We start from the raw sequence: 16411 nt of genomic DNA, 5'->3' as shown, positions 1-16411 counted from the left end.
CGCGGCCCGCGGCGCGCCTCGGAGCGCAGAACGCCACAAAACCCCCGATCATCACACGAACCACCCACGCGCGGCCCGCACGTCCACCCGCCCGGAGCCACGATGCCCCTGCACCACCCCCCGGCCCCCACCGGCACCACCGTCCGCCCGCCCGCACCCGATGCCGCCCGTGCCCCCGGCCCGACGCTGGAGGACCGGCTCGCCCTGGCCGACGCGACGATGACCGCCCGGCTGGCCGAGGCCGCGGTCGCCTACGAGGTCAACACGGCACACCTCGCCACCGAGCCGCTCGACCTGGCCGACGTCGTCACGCTCCCCCTCGCACCGCCACCGCCGCCCGACTCCCCGGCGGAGACGCACCCGACCCCCGTCGCCGCACTCCTCCAGCGCGCCCACCACCGCCTGGCCACCCGCGGCTGGTGCACCGGCCGCCTGGTCGACGAGGACGGCGCGCGCTGCCTCCTCGGCGCCCTGCGCGCCGAGGCCCACGGCGACCCCCGCCTGGAGGGCGACGCCGCCGACGTCCTGCTGGACACCATCCGCCGCACCTTCGGCGCCGACGTCCCCTCGGTCCCGCACTTCAACGACGCCTTCGGCTCCCCCACCATCCCGCTCCGCCTCCTCACCCGGGCAATCACCACAGCCACCACCCGCGGCCTGTAGCCGTGGCCGGGGTTGCCGGATGTCCGGGGGCGCCGGCCTAGGCAGGCAGCGCGGGGAGTACCACCACCGATCCGTCCTCGTCCCGGGCGATCTCGATGGCCACGTCCGTCGCGCGGCCGTGAGGCGTGACGCCGTCGCCCAGCCGGTGGATCCGGTGGGCCGCCTTCATGAGACGGTCGACCTCGCCGGTCGTGAAGACGGGGAACAGGCCGTTCGGGCGCACCAGTTCCAGGGTCGACAGATGCACGAGGACGCCGGCGATGCCCGATTCCAGCTCGTCGAGGCGCTGCTGATCCCGCTTGAGCGCGCGGGTGAAGTTCTCGAAGGGGTTGCCGGGTTCGCCCTGGGCGTGCTCGACGGCCTGCAGGACGACCACCCGCCTCTTCAGCGCGATGGCCAGCGAGGCGAGTTCGAGGTGCGTGCGGAACGAGCCGCCCTGCTCGTCGACGCCCGGGAACGACTTGGTCAGCGTACCGAGTTCGACGGTCCCGCCCTCCGGCAGTGCGTCCAGCGCGCTCTGCCATCCGGCGAGTCGGCGGTCGGCCTTGCCCAGGGCCGTGTTGATGGCGTGCACCGCGGAGTCCAGTCCCAGTGAGACACCGGGGGTGCCCTGGTCGAGCAGGATGGCGGTGGCCTTGTCGATGGCGTCGCGGCAGCCGTCGAGTTCGCTGTGCTCGTCGTCGAGCTTGTCCGCCTGGAGTTGTTCCAGGAGTTCCGTGATGCGCTGGACCGACTGCCGGCGCTGGTGGTCGGCGTGCGCGCTGACCCCGACCGCCACGGCCATGAGCACGAGCGGAGCGGCAACGGTGAGCGCGGTTCCGCCCGCGGCCGCGACACCGGCGGTCGCACCGGCACCGCCGGCCGTGCCCGCGGCCGCCGCCCCTCCGAGCGGTACGAACTTCGCCTTCGCGGCGATCTTGCCCGTCGAGCCCACGAGGTCGCCGTAGAAGCCGCCGGCCGCCCCCTTCGGGACCATCGGCCGGACGAGGCCCTGCCCCAACCGGGCCGCGACCTTGGCCGGGACCACCATCCGATACAGGCCCTCGCCCGAGCCGGTCGCCCTGGCCGCGGTGAGGGAGGTCCTCGCTGACTGCGTGACGAACTGCGAGAGGTGCTGCGCCAGGGGACTCGCGGCGTCGAGTGCGATGCCACGGCGGCGGTCGAGCCCGTCCGGCAGCGGATGCCTCTCGAGTGTGACGACCGGCTCGTCGGCCAGAACGGCCAGCACTCCGCGCAGTTCGGCCAGGCGCTCGGCCGTCATCGACTCACCGGCGGTCAGCCCCGGCATCCGGACGTCGGCGGTCGCCAGCGTCCACACGGGCACGGTGGCCTTGCGGTCGTCGGTCATGGTCCCCCCTCGGTTCTCCGGCAGGAGCCTACGCCCGACACCGGACGCCGGGGCGCTCAGCCCAGGAAGCTCAGGCGGACCTCGCGGTCGGGGTTGTCCTTGTTGGTGTCCACCAGGCAGACGGACTGCCAGGTGCCCAGGGAGAGGCGGCCGTTGACGACCGGGAGGGTGGCGTGGGGCGGGACCAGGGCCGGGAGGACGTGGTCGCGGCCGTGGCCCGGTGAGCCGTGCCGGTGCTGCCAGCGGTCGTCGGCCGGGAGGAGGTGGTGGAGGGCGGTGAGCAGGTCGTCGTCGCTGCCCGCGCCGGTTTCGATGACCGCGATGCCGGCGGTGGCGTGCGGGACGAAGACGTTGAGCAGGCCGTCCCGGCCCGCCGCGGCGCCCGAGAGGAACTCCGCGCAGGCTTCGGTCAGGTCGGTGACGGTCTCGGTGCGGCCGGTGGGGATCCGGAGGACGTGCGTCGTGAAGGGTGACATGGCTTCATCCTCGTCCATCCGCGGGCCGTTCCCGGGGCGCGCGGGGCCGGGGCGCGGCGCCCCGGCCCCGCGGCCGGCGTCAGGCCGCCGGGCGGCGGCCGGTGTGGACCGTGACGGCCGAGAGGAGGAAGGCGTCGGGGCGCTTCAGGAGGCCGTCCGGGGACTCCGGGTCGAGCAGGAGGTCGAGGGTCTTGCGGTCGTCCACGGCCAGCGAGTCGCCCCGCGTGTCCCGGATGCGGGTCAGCTGTGCGTGCAGGAAGGCGCGGGCCGGTGCCTCCAGCGGGGCCGGGAGGTCGAGGAGGAGGGTGAAGCTGCCGGTGTCGGTGAGGCCGGCGCGGGCCAGCATCGCCGGCCAGTCCTCCACCAGGGCGGTGCTGCCGGGGAGTTCGCTGCGCATCTCCTCGAACCAGTCCTCCTGGGCCGCGTCGAGCCGGGCCTGGAGGCCGGGGCGGCCGGTGCCGATGTCACGCGGGAGGAAGCGGACCGGCAGGCCGCCCTCCGCGACGGCGAGCAGGCCGCCCGGGCGCAGTACGGCGGCCAGCGCGTCCAGCGCGCGCTGCTGGTCGCCGACGTGGTGGACGGCCTTGCTGCTCCAGACCAGGTCGGCCGCGCCGGCGCCGTCCGCGCCGGGCCCCTCGCTGCCGGTGGCCAGGCCGTCGGGCAGTTCGGCCCGGCGTACGGCGACCCGGCCGCCCAGGCCGAGCCGCTCCGCGCGGGCGAGGGCGCGGTCGAGGAGGGCGGGGGTCGGGTCCACGGCGACCGCCTCCGCCGCCGGGAAGGCCTCGGCGAGTACGGAGGTCATCACGCCGGGCCCGCTGCCGACGTCGAGGACGCGGCGGACGTCGTGGGCCGGGCCGAGGAGTTCCCCGAGCCGTGCCGCGACGTCCCGCAGGACGGGGAGCTGGACCTCGGCGTTCTGCTCCAGGTGGTCCGCGAGGTCGGCCCAGTCGAGGTCGGTGCTGCCGTGGGAGTGGGCGCCGTGGGAGTGGGCGCCGTGGGAGTGGCCGTGGCCGCCGTGGCCGTGGCCGCCCCGGCCGCCGTGGGAGTCGTCGGCGGGGGTGTGGGTGCTGTGGGAGGCGCCGCCGGACGTTTGGGTGCCGTGGGAGTGGTCGCCGGAGGTGTGGGTGCCGGAGCTGTGACCGCCCGAGGTGTGGCTGCCGTGGGAGGCGCCGCCGGGCGTGTGGCTGGCGTGGGAGGCGCCGCCGGAGGTGTGGGGGTGGGCGTCGGGTGCCGGGGTGGGGTCCTGGTGAGGGCTCATGCTCCGGAGCGTGCACCCGGGGCCCGGTACCGGCAAAGTTCTGTTGCCGTTTCCGGGACGAGGGAGTGGAATGCCCGCATGGACGAACCCACTCCCGGCCGGCCCGCGCCGTACCGGGCGGTCCTCGACGAGGTCGCCCCGCGGCTGCGCCGCCTGCGCGACCGGCACGGCCTGACCCTGGCCGCGCTGTCCGAGGCGACCGGCATCTCGAAGAGCACGCTGTCCCGGCTGGAGTCGGGGCAGCGCCGGCCGAGCCTGGAGCTGCTGCTGCCGCTCGCCCAGGCGTACCAGGTGCCGCTGGACGACCTGGTGGGCGCGCCGGAGGTCGGGGACCCGCGGGTGCGCATGTCGCCGCGCGCGATGCCGCACGGCGGCACCGCCGTGCCGCTGACCCGCAGCGCGAGCCCGCTCCAGGCGTACAAGCTGGTGATCCCGGACCGGGGCAGCGAGCCGGACCTGCGCACGCACGAGGGGTACGAGTGGCTGTACGTGCTGGACGGGCGGCTGCGGCTGGTCCTCGCGGAGCACGACCTGGTGCTGGGGGCGGGTGAGGCGGCCGAGTTCGACACCCGGCTCCCGCACTGGTTCGGCAGCGCGGACGGCCGGCCGGTCGAGGTGCTGAGCCTCTTCGGCAAGCAGGGCGAGCGGATGCACGTACGGGCGCGGCCGCGCCGGGAAGATCCGGGAGCAGCCCGAAGTTAGTGGAAACGTGAACGACTTTGCGGCAGACCCCGTACGCACCGGCCCCGGCGCGGTCCGCGAGGTGGAGGTGGCCGTCGTCGGCGCCGGCCAGGCCGGGCTGTCCGGCGCGTACCACCTGCGCCGCGCCGGGCTGGAGCCCGGCCGGGACTTCGTCGTCCTGGACCACTCGCCCCGGCCGGGCGGCGCCTGGCAGTTCCGCTGGCCCACCCTCACGTACGGGAAGGTCCACGGCATGCACGCGCTGCCGGGCATGGAGCTGGAGGGGGCGGATCCCGAGCGGCCGTCCGCCGAGGTCATCGGCGACTACTTCGCCGCGTACGAGGAGGCCTTCGGCCTCGGCGTGCTGCGGCCGGTGGACGTGTCGGCGGTGCGGGAGGGCGACGGCGGACGGCTGCGGGTGGAGAGTTCGGCCGGGGTGTTCTCGGCACGGGCGCTGATCAACGCCACCGGCACCTGGGACCGGCCGTTCTGGCCGCGCTACCCCGGCCAGGAGCTGTTCCGCGGCCGCCAGCTGCACACGGCCGGCTATCCGGGTCCGGCGGCCTTCGCGGGCGCCCGCGTGATCGTGGTCGGCGGGGGCACCTCGGGCGTCCAGCACCTGCTGGAGATCGCCGAGGTCGCGGCGGAGACGACCTGGGTGACCCGGCGGCCGCCGGTGTTCCGGGAGGGCCCCTTCGGCGAGGCGGAGGGCCGGGCGGCGGTCGCGCTGGTGGACCGGCGGGTGCGGCAGGGGCTGCCCCCGCAGTCGGTGGTCAGCGTGACCGGCCTGCCGCTGAACGACGCGGTGCGCCGGGGCCGGGACGCCGGGGTGCTGGACCGGCGTCCGATGTTCGAGCGCCTCACGGAGAACGGAGCGGTCTGGGCCGACGGGACGCGCGTGGACGCGGACGTGATCCTCTGGGCCACCGGCTTCCGCGCCGCCGTCGACCACCTGGCCCCGCTGCGGCTGCGCGAACCGGGCGGCGGCATCCGCGTCGAGGGCACCCGGGCGGTCCGCGACGAGCGGGTGCACCTGGTCGGCTACGGACCTTCGGCGAGCACCATCGGCGCCAACCGCGCCGGCGCGGCCGCGGTCCGCGACATCCGCCGCCTGCTGACCCGCGCACAGCACCCGGTACCGGCCTGAGCCGATGCCCCTGACCGGGCGCGGGCCGGACGAGCCCCGGCCCGCAGCCGCGGCGGTCGCCGAAGTCCGCCACCTGCGCGCCGGTGCGGGGCACCCGGCCCCGGCCCGAGCAGGGCACCTGGGCTGCGCCCGGGTCATCCCGGGAACGAGGACCGGCGGACCCGCACCCGGCGCCCCCGCGCCGCCGGGCGGGCCCTCCCCCGGCCGCGGCCCGACGGCTGAACGGAATCCCGGCGACGCGCGGGGACCCAGGCGGGACGGGGTGGGGACTCGGCGGGGGCGCGGCTCCCCTCCGGGGACGCCGGACGACGGGACCCGCCCCCCGCTCCGGCCGACGAACCGCCTGCCCGCCCGTTCGGGCCGGGGGTGGACCGAATGCCGGGGCAGAAGCCCCCACGCCGGCGGGCGGGTCTGCCGCAGGGCCTGCCGCTCGCCCGCCGGTGCGGCGCGTCGCGGGTCGCGGGCCGGGACGCGACGGGGGCCACGGCGTCCGGTGGCGGACCGGGACCGGACGCCGCGCCGGCCGGCGTCGGCCGGCGTCGGCCGCCGGGCGACGGCCCCGATCGGCACGTGCCGGCCGGCTCAGTCCCCCGTGCCCCGCCCCGCCGCGCGGCGTTCCGCGTTGAAGGCCGCCACGTGCTCGCGGTGTTCCTCGTAGGTGGTGCTGAAGCGGGTGTCGCCCGGGCGGACCGTGACGAAGAACAGCCAGTCACCGGCGGCCGGGGACACCGCCGCGCGCAGGGCCGCGAGGCCCGGGTTGCCGATCGGGGTGGGTGGGAGGCCCTGGCGGCGGTAGGTGTTGAAGGGGCTGTCGAGGCGGGTGTCGGCCAGGCTGACGTCGAGGGTGTGCCGGTCCAGCGCGTAGTTGAGCGTGGAGTCCATCTGGAGCGGCATCGAACGCGCCAGCCGGTTGTGGATCACCCGCGCCACCCGCGGCCGGTCGGCCGGGGCGTCGGCCTCCGCCTCGATCACGCTGGCGAGGGTCGCGACCTGGTACGGGGTCATCCCCTGGGCCCGGGCCGCGGCCGCGATCCCGGCGTCGGCCAGCCGCGCCCCGGCCGTGTCGACCATGTACCGGAGGAGCCCTTCCGGCGTGGTCGCCGAGGTGACCGGATAGGTCGCCGGGAACAGGAACCCCTCGGGGTTGCCCTTGGCCTCCGGCGGCAGGGCGAGCCCCGCGCGCGGCACGGCGGCCCGGGTGGTGCCGGGCGCAAGACCGAGGGCCCGGTCCACGGCGGCGTACACCTGCGGGGCGCGCCAGCCCTCCGGGACGAGCAGCCGGCGCGGCTCCTCGGGCGGCGCGTCGCCGCCGGTCAGCCGGGGTACGAGCACCAGGCAGCCGGTGCCCGCGAGCATGGCCAGGAACAGCAGCAGCCGGCCACGCCGGGTCAGCCGGGGGCGTCGGCGCGGGGGCCGGCCGGAGCCGCCGGCGCGCCAGGACGATTCGGACGACCCGGCGGGCCCGAGCGGGCCGGCGGGCCCGAGGGAGCCGAGCGTTCCGGGGCGGGAGCGGCCGGGGCGGAAGCGGCCGGGGCGGGAGCGGCGCATGCGGGCACGCTAACCCGCCGACCCCTCCATTTCCGGCATTGCGGGCGCCAGCTCCGCGTCCCGGCGGACCAGGGCCGCGTACCGGCCGTCGGCGGCCAGCAGCTCCCGGTGGGTGCCGCGCTCGGCGATGCGCCCGGAGTCCAGGACCACGATCTGGTCGGCGTCGCGCACCGTGGAGAGGCGGTGGGCGATGGTGATGGTGGTGCGGCCGCGCGAGAGGGCGTCGATGGCCGTCTGGACGGCGTGTTCGGTCCGGGTGTCGAGGGCGCTGGTGGCCTCGTCGAGGATCAGCACCGGCGGGTCGCGCAGGATGGTGCGGGCGATGGCCAGGCGCTGCTTCTCGCCGCCGGAGAAGCGGTAGCCCCGCTCGCCGACCAGGGTGTCGTACCCGTCGGGCAGGCCGGCGATGTGGTCGTGGATCTGCGCGGCCCGCGCGGCCTCCTCGATCTCCTCGTCGGTGGCGTCCGGCTTGGCGAAGCGCAGGTTCTCGGCGACGGAGGCGTGGAAGAGGTACGTCTCCTGGGAGACCACGCCGACCGAGCGGGCGAGGGAGTCGAAGTCCAGGTCGCGCACGTCCACCCCGTCGAGGGTGACCCGGCCGCCCGTGACGTCGTACAGGCGCGGCACAAGGTAGCTGAGGGTGCTCTTGCCGGAGCCGGTGGGGCCGACGACGGCCAGCGAGCCGCCGGCGGGGACGGTGATGTCCAGGCCGGTGAGGGTGGGGCCCTGCTGGGGGTCGTAGGCGAAGTCGACGTCCTCGAAGCGCACCTCGCCCTTGGCGGTCTCCAGGCGGACGGGCTCGGGGCGCTCGGTGATGTCCACCGGCAGGTCGAGGTACTCGAAGATCCTCGCGAACAGGGCGAGGGAGGTCTGCATCTGCACGCCCGTGGACAGCAGGCTCACGGCGGGCCGGAAGAGGCCCTGCTGGAGGGTGACGAAGGCGACCAGGGTGCCGACGGAGAGCGAGGGGGCACCGGACTGGAGCGCCATGCCGGCGGCCCAGTAGATCAGGGCGGGCATGGCGGCCATCACGATGCCGATGGTCGACATGCGCCAGCGGCCGGCCATGCTGGAGCGGACCTCCAGGGAGACCAGCCGCTCGGACTCCTCCGCGAAGGACCGGGTGAGCGAGTCGGCGCGGCCCATGGTGCGGCCGAGCAGGATGCCGCTGACCGAGAGGGACTCGGTGACGGTGGCGGCCATGGCGGCCATCTGCTTCTGGCGCTGGGTGGTGATCTTCTTGCGCTCGCGGCCGACCCGGCGGCTGATCCAGACGAAGACCGGCAGCAGGAGCAGCGAGACGAGCGTGAGCCGCCAGTCGAGCGCGAGCATGGCGACGACCGAGGCGACCACCGCGGTCAGGTTGGAGACCAGCGAGGTGGCGGTGGAGGTGACGGTGGCCTGCATGCCGCCGATGTCGTTGGCGATGCGGGACTGCACCTCGCCGGTGCGGGTCCGGGTGAAGAAGGCGAGCGGCATCCGCTGCAGCTGCGCGTAGACGGCGGTGCGCAGGTCGTGCATCACGCGCTGGCCGACCGTGGTCGAGATCAGGGTCTGGAGCACGCCGAAGACGCTGGTGACGACGGCGGTGGCGATCATCCCGAGGGCGAGCAGGCTGAGCAGCCCGGTGCGGCCCTCGGGGATGGCGGTGTCGAGGATCTCGCGCAGCAGGAACGGGGAGGCCACCGAGACCAGCGAGGACGCGGCGACGAGCAGGCCGACCAGCGCGAGCCGGCCGCGGTACGGGCGGAACAGGCGCAGGATGCGGCGCAGCTCGCGGGGCTGCTCGGCCGGGTCGGGGCGGCTGGGATCGAGGGGGCGGGACGCGGGGGTCCAGTCGGGTCCGTGCGGGTGCATGGGCTCCTTCAGGAGGTGCGGCGACGATGCCAATGGGGAGCGTAGCTCATTGTTACCTATACTCACAATGAACCTGGTCCTGATAGTGTTCCCGGCATGAGCAGCACGGCGCCCGCCGCCCCTCCCGAGCCCGAGTCCGAGCCCGAGGCGCAGCCCGAGCCCGAGGCGCAGCCCGAGCCCGAGGCGCAGCCCGAGCCCGAGGCGCAGCCCGAGCCCGGGTCGCAGCCCGACCCCGGGTCAGAGTCCGGACCCGAGCCGCAGCCCGGACCCGGCCCCGACCGCGCCACCGGTCCCGGCCCCGACGCCGGTCCGGACCCCGTCTCCCCCGACGCCGACGGCCTGCTGGCCGAGCAGCTGCTGCGGGTCACCCGCCGGCTCCACCGCATCCAGAAGCGCCATCTGGAGCCGCTCGGCATCACCCCGGCCCAGTCCCGGCTGCTGCGCACCGTGGCCCACTGGGACGCGCCGCCCCGGATGGCCGATCTGGCGGCCCGCCTGGAGGTCGTCCCGCGCGCGGTGACCAGCCTGGTCGACGGCCTGGAGGCGGCCGGCTGCGTACGCCGCGCCCCCGACCCCGTCAACCGCCGGGTGGTCCGCGTGGAGCTCACCGACACCGGCCGCGCCACGCTGCGGCGGCTGCGCAACGCGCGGCGGGAGGCGGCAGAGGAGATCCTGGCTCCATTGACCGCCGGCCAGCGCGAGGTGCTCGGCGGTCTGCTGACCGCTCTGGCCGAGGGGCCCGAGCCGCGCTGCTGAGAAGGCGAGGGGTCGCACCATGCCGCTGCTGGAGCCGAAGCCCGGGGCGCTGAGGCCCCGTACGATCACCGGCCCCTCGCCCGACCGGGTGCCCGAGCGGATGGCCCACGGCACCCCCGAACGGCTGCGCGACGACCTGACCGCGCTGCTGGGCGCCGACAAGGTGCTGTGGAAGGTCTCCGACCTGGTCCGGTACGCCTCCGACGCCTCGCCCTACCGGTTCGTGCCGCAGGTCGTGGTCGTCGCCGAGGACGTGGACGACGTGTCCGCCGTCCTCTCCTACGCCCACGGCCGGGGCCGCGAGGTGGTCTTCCGGGCCGCCGGCACCTCGCTCAACGGCCAGGCCCAGGGCGAGGACATCCTGGTCGACGTGCGCCGCCACTGGTCGGGCGTCGAGGTGCTGGAGGAGGGCCGCCGCGCCCGGATCCGGCCGGGCACCACGGTGGCACGGGCCAACGCCGCGCTCGCCCGGTACGGCCGGGTGCTGGGCCCGGACCCCGCGAGCGCCATCGCCTGCACCCTCGGCGGGGTGGTGGCGAACAACGCCTCCGGCATGACCGCGGGGACGACCAGGAACGCGTACCGCACCCTCTCCTCGCTCACCTTCGTGCTGCCGGGCGGCACGGTGGTGGACACCGCCGACCCGCTCGCCGACGAGGAGCTGGCCCGCGCCGAACCGGCCCTGTGCGCCGGGCTGATGGAGATCAAGCGGGAGATCGAGGCCGACCCGGAGCTGGTGGCCCGCATCCGCGCCAAGTACGAGATCAAGAACACCAACGGCTACCGGCTGGACGCCTACCTCGACGGCACCACCCCGGTGGAGATCCTGCGCGGGCTGATGGTCGGCTCGGAGGGCACCTTCGGCTTCATCTCCGAGACCGTCTTCGACACCCTGCCGCTCGACCGGCTGCTCAGCACCGCCCTGCTGTTCTTCCCGTCGCTGCCCGCCGCCGCGGCCGCGGTCCCGGCGTTCAACGCGGCCGGGGCCCTGGCCGTCGAGCTGATGGACGGCAACACGCTGCGCGCCTCGGTGTCGGTCGCGGGCGTGCCCGCGGACTGGGCCGGGCTGCCCAGGGACACCACCGCGCTGCTCGTGGAGTTCCGCGCCCCCGACGAGGCCGGTCGGGCGGAGTACGAGCGGCGGGCGGCCGAGGTGCTGGCGGGGCTGGAACTGGTCGCGCCGGTCGCCTCGGTGACCAACGCCTTCACCCGCGACCCGGCCGTCATCGCCGGCCACTGGAAGGCCCGCAAGGCGTTCGTCACGGCCGTCGGCGGCGCCCGCCCCACCGGCACCACCCTGATCACCGAGGACTTCGCCGTCCCGCCCGCCCGGCTGGCCGAGGCCTGCCAGGCGCTGCTCGCGCTCCAGGCCGAGCACGGCTTCGACGCCGCCGTCGCGGGCCACGCCGCCCACGGCAACCTGCACTTCCTGCTGGCCTTCGACGCCGCGAAGCCCGCGGACGTCGAGCGGTACGCGGCCTTCATGGACGCCTTCTGCCGCCTCACCGTCGAGCGCTTCGACGGCTCCCTCAAGGCCGAACACGCCACCGGCCGCAACATCGCCCCCTTCCTGGAACTGGAATGGGGCCCGCGCGCCACCGCACTCATGTGGCGCACCAAGCGGGTCATCGACCCCGACGGGGTGCTGGCCCCGCGCATCGTGCTGGACCGCGACCCGGACGCGCACCTGCGGGGCCTGAAGACCATCCCGGAGGTGGAGGCCGTCGGCGACCCGTGCATCGAGTGCGGGTTCTGCGAACCGACCTGCCCCAGCCGGGACCTGACGACCACTCCGCGGCAGCGCATCGTGCTGCGCCGCGAGATGATGCGGCAGAGTCCCGGCTCCCCGGTGCTCGACGGGCTGCTCGGGGACTACGGGTACGACGCGGTCGACACCTGTGCCGGCGACTCCACCTGCGGCCTGGCCTGCCCCGTCGGCATCGACACCGGCGCCCTGATGAAGGAGTTCCGGCACCGCCGGCACACCCCCCGCGAGGAACGCGCCGCGGAGCTGGCGGCCCGCGGCTTCGGGGCCGTCGAGCACACCGCCCGGCTGGCCGTCGCCGCCGCCGACGCCGTCACCCGCCGGGTCGGCGACGCCCCGCTGCGCGCCATGACCGGCGCCGCCCGCAAGGCCGTACGCCCCGACCTCGTCCCGGAGTGGCTGCCGCAGATCCCCGGCGCCGCCGCCCGCGCCCTGCCGCCCTCGGCCCCCCGCGCCCGGGCCGCGGCCGTCTACTACCCGGCGTGCGTCAACCGGATCTTCGGCGGGCCGGACGACGCGGCGGACGCCTCGCTCGCCGAGGCCGTGGTCGCCGTGTCGGCGCGGGCCGGGAAGCCCGTGTGGATCCCGGAGGACGTGACCGGCACCTGCTGCGCCACCATCTGGCACTCCAAGGGCTACCGGGCGGGCACCGAGCTGATGGCCAACAGGATCGTGGAGGCCGCCTGGGGCTGGACCGCCGGCGGGCGGCTGCCGCTGGTCGTGGACGCCTCCTCCTGCACCCTGGGCATCGCCCACGAGGTGGTGCCGTACCTGACGGACGACAACCGGGCCCTGCACGCCGAACTCACCGTCGTGGACTCGGTGGTGTGGGCCGCCGAGGAGCTGCTGCCGCACCTGACCGTGCTGCGCCGGGCCGGCTCCGCGGTGCTGCACCCCACCTGCTCGATGCGGCACCTGGGCGACGAGGCGCACCTCGCGGCCGTGGCGCGGGCCTGCGCGGAGGATGTGGTGGTGCCGGACGACCTGGGCTGCTGCGCCTTCGCCGGCGACCGGGGGATGCTGCACCCGGAGCTGACCGCGGCGGCCACCGCGCGGGAGGCGGCCGAGGTGCAGGCCCGCCCCTACGACCTGCACCTGTCGGCCAACCGGATGTGCGAGGTCGGCATGGACCGGGCCACCGGCCGCTCGTACCGCTCGGTGCTCCTGGAACTGGAGCGGGCCACCCGCCCCTGACGCGGAAAATCGATTGCCCCGGTGCCTCCGGGAAGGCGAACCTTGCACGGTTTGGACCACTCACCGTGTCTGGGGCGTCATGCAGATCAGCGACCTTCCGTATCCGGATCCCGGAGAACCCGACGCACGGTCAGGCCCCCGGTTCCTGCTGTGGCTGGGCCGCAACCAGCTCGGCGGCCAGCTCAGGAGCTTCGCCTGGGGCGTCCTGCACTTCTGCGGCGTCGCCGGCCTGCCGTTCGCGGTCGGCCTCGGCGTCGAGGCGGTCGTCGACCGCGACGGCGGGCGGCTCGCCCGGGTGGGCCTGCTGCTCCTGGTGTTCGGCGTGGCGATCTCGCTCGGCGACACCATGCTGCACCGCACCGCGGTCACCAACTGGATCACCGCCGCGGCCCGGGTGCAGCAGCTGCTGGCCCGCAAGACCGCGGAGCTGGGCTCGGCGCTGACCCGCCGGGTCGCCGCGGGCGAGGTGGTGGCGGTGTCCACGGGCGACGTGGAGAAGATCGGCTGGTTCGTCGAGGCGGTCTCCCGGTTCCTGGCCGCCGTGTTCTCGATCGTGGTGATCGTCGTCGGACTGCTCGTGTACGCGCCGGCGCTCGGCGTGGTCGTGGCCGTCGGCGTTCCGGTGCTGGCCCTGGCCGTGCTGCCGCTGCTGCCGCACGCCACCAAGCGGGCGGACGCGCAGCGCGAGAAGGCCGGAAAGGCCACCGAACTGGCCTCCGACACCGTCGCGGGACTGCGCGTGCTGCGCGGGATCGGCGGCGAGGAACTCTTCCTGGGCCGGTACCGCGAGGCCTCGCAGGCGGTCCGCCGGGCGGCCGTGCGCAGCGCCCGGATGTGGGCGCTGATCTCGGCGGTCCAGGTGCTGCTGCCGGGTCTGCTGCTGCTGGCCGTCGTCTGGTACGGGGCCACGCTGGCCCTTGAGGGGAGGATCGCGGTCGGTGAACTCGTCGCGGTCTTCAGCGCGGTGGCGCTGATGCTGTACCCGCTGCGGCACTTCGAGGAGATCGCGATGGCGTACTCCTTCTCCCGGCCGTCCGCGAAACGGGCGGCCCGGGTGCTGACGCTCACGCGCACCGAGGGCGAGTCGCCCGCGACCGCGGCCGGGTCCGCGAACGCGCCGGAGCCGCCGCAGGGCGGGGACCTCTACGACCCGGAATCGGGCGTCCTGGCCCCGGAGGGGCTGCTGACCGCCGTGGTGTGCGGCGACCCCGACCTCGCCGGGCGGCTGGCGGAGCGGCTGGGCGGGCATCCCGCCGGGGCCGCGGAGGGACCGTCGGTGCTGCTGGGCGGGGTGGCGCTGGGCGACCTGCCGCTGGAGACGGCGCGGGAGCTGGTGCTGGTGCAGGACAAGGACCCGGTGCTGCTGTCCGGGACGCTGCGCGAGCTGTTCGACGTACCGGCCTCCGGGCAGGTGGCGGCGGACGAGGCGCTGACGGCGGCGCAGTGCGGGGACGTGCTCGACGCGCTGCTCCAGTCGGCGCCCGAGGGGGTGACCGACCCGATGGACGCGCGGATCACCGAACGCGGCCGGTCCCTGTCCGGCGGGCAGCGGCAGCGGCTGGCCCTGGCGCGTTCGCTGGTGACCGACCCGGCCGTGCTGGTGCTGGACGAGCCGACCTCCGCGGTCGACTCGCACACCGAGGCGCGGATCGCGGAGGGCGTCGCCGCGCTGCGGGCGGGCCGCACCACCGTGGTGCTGGCCTCCTCGCCGCTGCTGCTGGACCGCGCGGACCGGGTGGTCCTGGTCCACGAGGGGCAGGCGGCGGCGGTGGGCAGCCACAAGGAGCTGCTGGCCCGCGACCGCCGGTACCGGGCCGTGGTGACCCGCGAGACCGACGAGGAGCGGGGTGCGGCGGAGCCCGACGCCCTGTCCGCGCTGGACGTCGGCGGACTGGAAGAACTCTCCGAGATCGAGGAGTCGGCATGATCGGCGTGGCGCCACCGGAGTACGACCCGGCGGCCCCGGAATCGGCCGCGACGCTGCCGGTGGGCACTCCGGCGACGGTACGCGCGTACGTGGGCGGGCTGCTGCGGCGGCACCGCCGCGCGTTCGTGACGCTGGTGACGGTGAACGCCGTCGCCGTGGTCGCCTCGCTGGTCGGCCCGTACCTGCTGGGCCGGGTGGTGGACGACCTGGCGGCCGGTGCCCGGGAGCTCCATCTGGGGCGCGTGGGGCTGCTGTTCGCGGCCGCGCTGGCGGTCCAGACGGTGTTCACCCGCATCGTGCGGCTGCGCGGCGCGATGCTCGGCGAGGAGATGCTGGCCGACCTGCGCGAGGACTTCCTGGTGCGGTCGGTCGGGCTGCCGCCGGGCGTGCTGGAGCGGGCCGGCACGGGCGACCTGCTCTCCCGGATCACCACGGACATCGACCGGCTGGCCAACGCGATGCGCGAGGCCGTGCCGCAGCTGTCCATCGGCGTGGTGTGGGCCGGGCTGCTGTACGGGGCGCTCGCGGTGACCGCGCCGCCGCTGGCGCTGGCGGCGCTGGTGGCCTTGCCGGTGCTGGTGATCGGCTGCCGCTGGTACTTCCGGCGGGCCCCCTCGGCGTACCGCTCGGAGGCGGCCGGGTACGCGGCGGTGGCGGCGGTGCTCGCCGAGACCGTGGACGCCGGGCGCACGGTGGAGGCGCACCGGCTGGGCCGCGGGCGGATCGAGCTGTCGGAGCGGCGGATCAAGGAGTGGACGGCCTGGGAGCGGTACACCCTGTTCCTGCGGTCCGTGCTGTTCCCGGTCATCAACGTCACGTACGTGACCATCCTGGCCGCGGTGCTGCTGATCGGCGGGTGGTGCGTGCTCCAGGGCTGGATGACGGTCGGCCAGCTGACCACGGGCGCGCTGCTGGCGCAGATGATGGTCGATCCGATCGGCCTGATCCTGCGCTGGTACGACGAGCTCCAGATCGCCCAGGTGTCGATCGCCCGGCTGGTCGGCGTGCGGGACATCGAGCCCGACGCGGGCGACCCGGACACGGTTCCGGCGGGCCGCGAGGTGCGGGCGGACGGGGTGCGGTTCGGTTACCGCGAGGGCGTCGACGTGCTGCACGACGTGTCCATGGCGGTGCCGCCGGGCACGCGGATGGCGCTGGTCGGTCCCTCGGGTGCGGGCAAGTCGACGCTGGGCCGGCTGCTGGCCGGCATCTACGGGCCGCGCGCGGGCGAGGTGACGCTCGGCGGGGCGCGGCTGGCGGAGATGCCCGCGGAGCGGGTGCGGGAGCACGTGGCGCTGGTCAACCAGGAGCACCACGTCTTCGTCGGCACGCTGCGGGACAACCTGCGGCTGGCCAGGACGGGTGCGGAGGACGCGGAGTTGTGGGCGGCGCTGGGTGCCGTCGACGCGGAGGACTGGGCGCGGGCGCTGGAGCAGGGCCTCGACACCGAGGTGGGCTCCGGGGGCAGCGCGCTGACCCCGGCGCAGGCGCAGCAGATCGCGCTGGCGCGGCTGGTGCTGGCCGATCCGCACACGCTGGTGCTGGACGAGGCGACGTCGCTGCTGGATCCGCGGGCGGCCCGGCACCTGGAGCGGTCCCTGGCGCGGGTGCTGGACGGGCGGACGGTCGTGGCGATCGCGCACCGGCTGCACACCGCGCACGACGCGGACGTGATCGCGGTCGTCGAGGGCGGCCGGATCAGCGAGCTGGGCAGCCATGACGAGCTGGTGGCGGCGGACGGCGCGTACGCGGCGCTGTGGCGGTCCTGGCACGGGTGAGGCGCCGGGTGCG

The 16411-nt window shown here is 75.6% G+C and carries 12 protein-coding genes; 7 read left to right on the top strand and 5 right to left on the bottom strand.

Going from position 1 to position 16411, the window contains the following annotated elements:
• Positions 1-102: 102 nt before the first annotated feature.
• Entirely contained in the window at positions 103-663 is a 561-nt protein-coding gene (locus tag ACIQUR_RS22480) for a hypothetical protein (protein WP_403666901.1), read from the top strand.
• A 37-nt stretch (positions 664-700) separates the two neighbouring features.
• Here ACIQUR_RS22480 and ACIQUR_RS22475 read toward each other — a convergent pair whose 3' ends face one another.
• The 3 genes from ACIQUR_RS22475 to ACIQUR_RS22465 all read right to left on the bottom strand — a co-directional run bounded on the left by ACIQUR_RS22475 (position 701) and on the right by ACIQUR_RS22465 (position 3745).
• Positions 701-2011, bottom strand: coding sequence for a hypothetical protein (locus ACIQUR_RS22475; protein ID WP_403666898.1), 1311 nt, complete (start codon positions 2009-2011; stop codon positions 701-703).
• 56 nt (positions 2012-2067) lie between these two features.
• Positions 2068-2487: a secondary thiamine-phosphate synthase enzyme YjbQ gene (locus ACIQUR_RS22470; protein ID WP_403666895.1), complete on the bottom strand. Its 420-nt coding sequence runs from the start codon at positions 2485-2487 to the stop codon at positions 2068-2070.
• Between the two features lie 79 nt (positions 2488-2566).
• Positions 2567-3745, bottom strand: a complete 1179-nt coding sequence (locus tag ACIQUR_RS22465) for a class I SAM-dependent methyltransferase (RefSeq protein ID WP_403666893.1) — start codon at positions 3743-3745, stop codon at positions 2567-2569.
• 78 nt (positions 3746-3823) lie between these two features.
• Here ACIQUR_RS22465 and ACIQUR_RS22460 point away from each other — a divergent pair, with 78 nt between their 5' ends.
• Positions 3824-4447, top strand: coding sequence for a helix-turn-helix domain-containing protein (locus tag ACIQUR_RS22460; RefSeq protein WP_403666891.1), 624 nt, complete (start codon positions 3824-3826; stop codon positions 4445-4447).
• Positions 4448-4454: 7 nt separating this feature from the next.
• Positions 4455-5573 carry an NAD(P)-binding domain-containing protein gene (locus ACIQUR_RS22455; RefSeq protein WP_403666888.1) on the top strand — a complete coding sequence of 373 codons (1119 nt, stop codon included), beginning with the start codon at positions 4455-4457 and terminating at the stop codon, positions 5571-5573.
• A gap of 582 nt (positions 5574-6155) precedes the next feature.
• Here ACIQUR_RS22455 and mltG read toward each other — a convergent pair.
• Together mltG and ACIQUR_RS22445 are read right to left on the bottom strand one after the other, a co-directional pair.
• Positions 6156-6929: an endolytic transglycosylase MltG gene (mltG, locus tag ACIQUR_RS22450; protein WP_403667230.1), complete on the bottom strand. Its 774-nt coding sequence runs from the start codon at positions 6927-6929 to the stop codon at positions 6156-6158.
• Between the two features lie 201 nt (positions 6930-7130).
• Entirely contained in the window at positions 7131-8978 is a 1848-nt protein-coding gene (locus tag ACIQUR_RS22445; protein ID WP_403666885.1) for an ABC transporter ATP-binding protein, read from the bottom strand.
• A gap of 339 nt (positions 8979-9317) precedes the next feature.
• Between ACIQUR_RS22445 and ACIQUR_RS22440 the strand changes: the two genes are divergently transcribed.
• The 4 genes from ACIQUR_RS22440 to ACIQUR_RS22425 all read left to right on the top strand — a co-directional run bounded on the left by ACIQUR_RS22440 (position 9318) and on the right by ACIQUR_RS22425 (position 16398).
• Positions 9318-9734 (top strand): MarR family winged helix-turn-helix transcriptional regulator, encoded by a 417-nt coding sequence (locus ACIQUR_RS22440; RefSeq protein WP_403667227.1) that lies wholly within the window; start codon positions 9318-9320, stop codon positions 9732-9734.
• A gap of 19 nt (positions 9735-9753) precedes the next feature.
• Positions 9754-12693: an FAD-binding and (Fe-S)-binding domain-containing protein gene (locus ACIQUR_RS22435; RefSeq protein WP_403666882.1), complete on the top strand. Its 2940-nt coding sequence runs from the start codon at positions 9754-9756 to the stop codon at positions 12691-12693.
• A 79-nt stretch (positions 12694-12772) separates the two neighbouring features.
• Positions 12773-14620, top strand: coding sequence for an ABC transporter transmembrane domain-containing protein (locus ACIQUR_RS22430; RefSeq protein ID WP_403666880.1), 1848 nt, complete (start codon positions 12773-12775; stop codon positions 14618-14620).
• Positions 14617-16398 carry an ABC transporter ATP-binding protein gene (locus tag ACIQUR_RS22425; RefSeq protein ID WP_403666877.1) on the top strand — a complete coding sequence of 594 codons (1782 nt, stop codon included), beginning with the start codon at positions 14617-14619 and terminating at the stop codon, positions 16396-16398. The genes ACIQUR_RS22430 and ACIQUR_RS22425 overlap by 4 nt, the downstream gene beginning before the upstream one ends.
• Positions 16399-16411 lie beyond the last annotated feature (13 nt).

This window comes from Streptomyces sp. NPDC101132 (genome assembly GCF_044759225.1).
In the GTDB taxonomy this organism is placed as follows: domain Bacteria; phylum Actinomycetota; class Actinomycetes; order Streptomycetales; family Streptomycetaceae; genus Streptomyces.
The sequence above is the reverse complement of the archived record's forward strand: the minus strand, read 5'-3'. Positions and strand labels throughout refer to the sequence as shown.

What these genes read in the sequence shown, in the direction of transcription:
- ACIQUR_RS22480 (WP_403666901.1), top strand. Translation starts at nt 103, where the DNA reads ATGCCCCTGCACCACCCCCCGGCCCCCACCGGCACCACCGTCCGCCCG.
- ACIQUR_RS22475 (WP_403666898.1), bottom strand. Translation starts at nt 2,011, where the DNA reads ATGACCGACGACCGCAAGGCCACCGTGCCCGTGTGGACGCTGGCGACC.
- ACIQUR_RS22470 (WP_403666895.1), bottom strand. Translation starts at nt 2,487, where the DNA reads ATGTCACCCTTCACGACGCACGTCCTCCGGATCCCCACCGGCCGCACC.
- ACIQUR_RS22465 (WP_403666893.1), bottom strand. Translation starts at nt 3,745, where the DNA reads ATGAGCCCTCACCAGGACCCCACCCCGGCACCCGACGCCCACCCCCAC.
- ACIQUR_RS22460 (WP_403666891.1), top strand. Translation starts at nt 3,824, where the DNA reads ATGGACGAACCCACTCCCGGCCGGCCCGCGCCGTACCGGGCGGTCCTC.
- mltG (WP_403667230.1), bottom strand. Translation starts at nt 6,929, where the DNA reads ATGCTCGCGGGCACCGGCTGCCTGGTGCTCGTACCCCGGCTGACCGGC.
- ACIQUR_RS22445 (WP_403666885.1), bottom strand. Translation starts at nt 8,978, where the DNA reads ATGCACCCGCACGGACCCGACTGGACCCCCGCGTCCCGCCCCCTCGAT.
- ACIQUR_RS22435 (WP_403666882.1), top strand. Translation starts at nt 9,754, where the DNA reads ATGCCGCTGCTGGAGCCGAAGCCCGGGGCGCTGAGGCCCCGTACGATC.
- ACIQUR_RS22430 (WP_403666880.1), top strand. Translation starts at nt 12,773, where the DNA reads ATGCAGATCAGCGACCTTCCGTATCCGGATCCCGGAGAACCCGACGCA.
- ACIQUR_RS22425 (WP_403666877.1), top strand. Translation starts at nt 14,617, where the DNA reads ATGATCGGCGTGGCGCCACCGGAGTACGACCCGGCGGCCCCGGAATCG.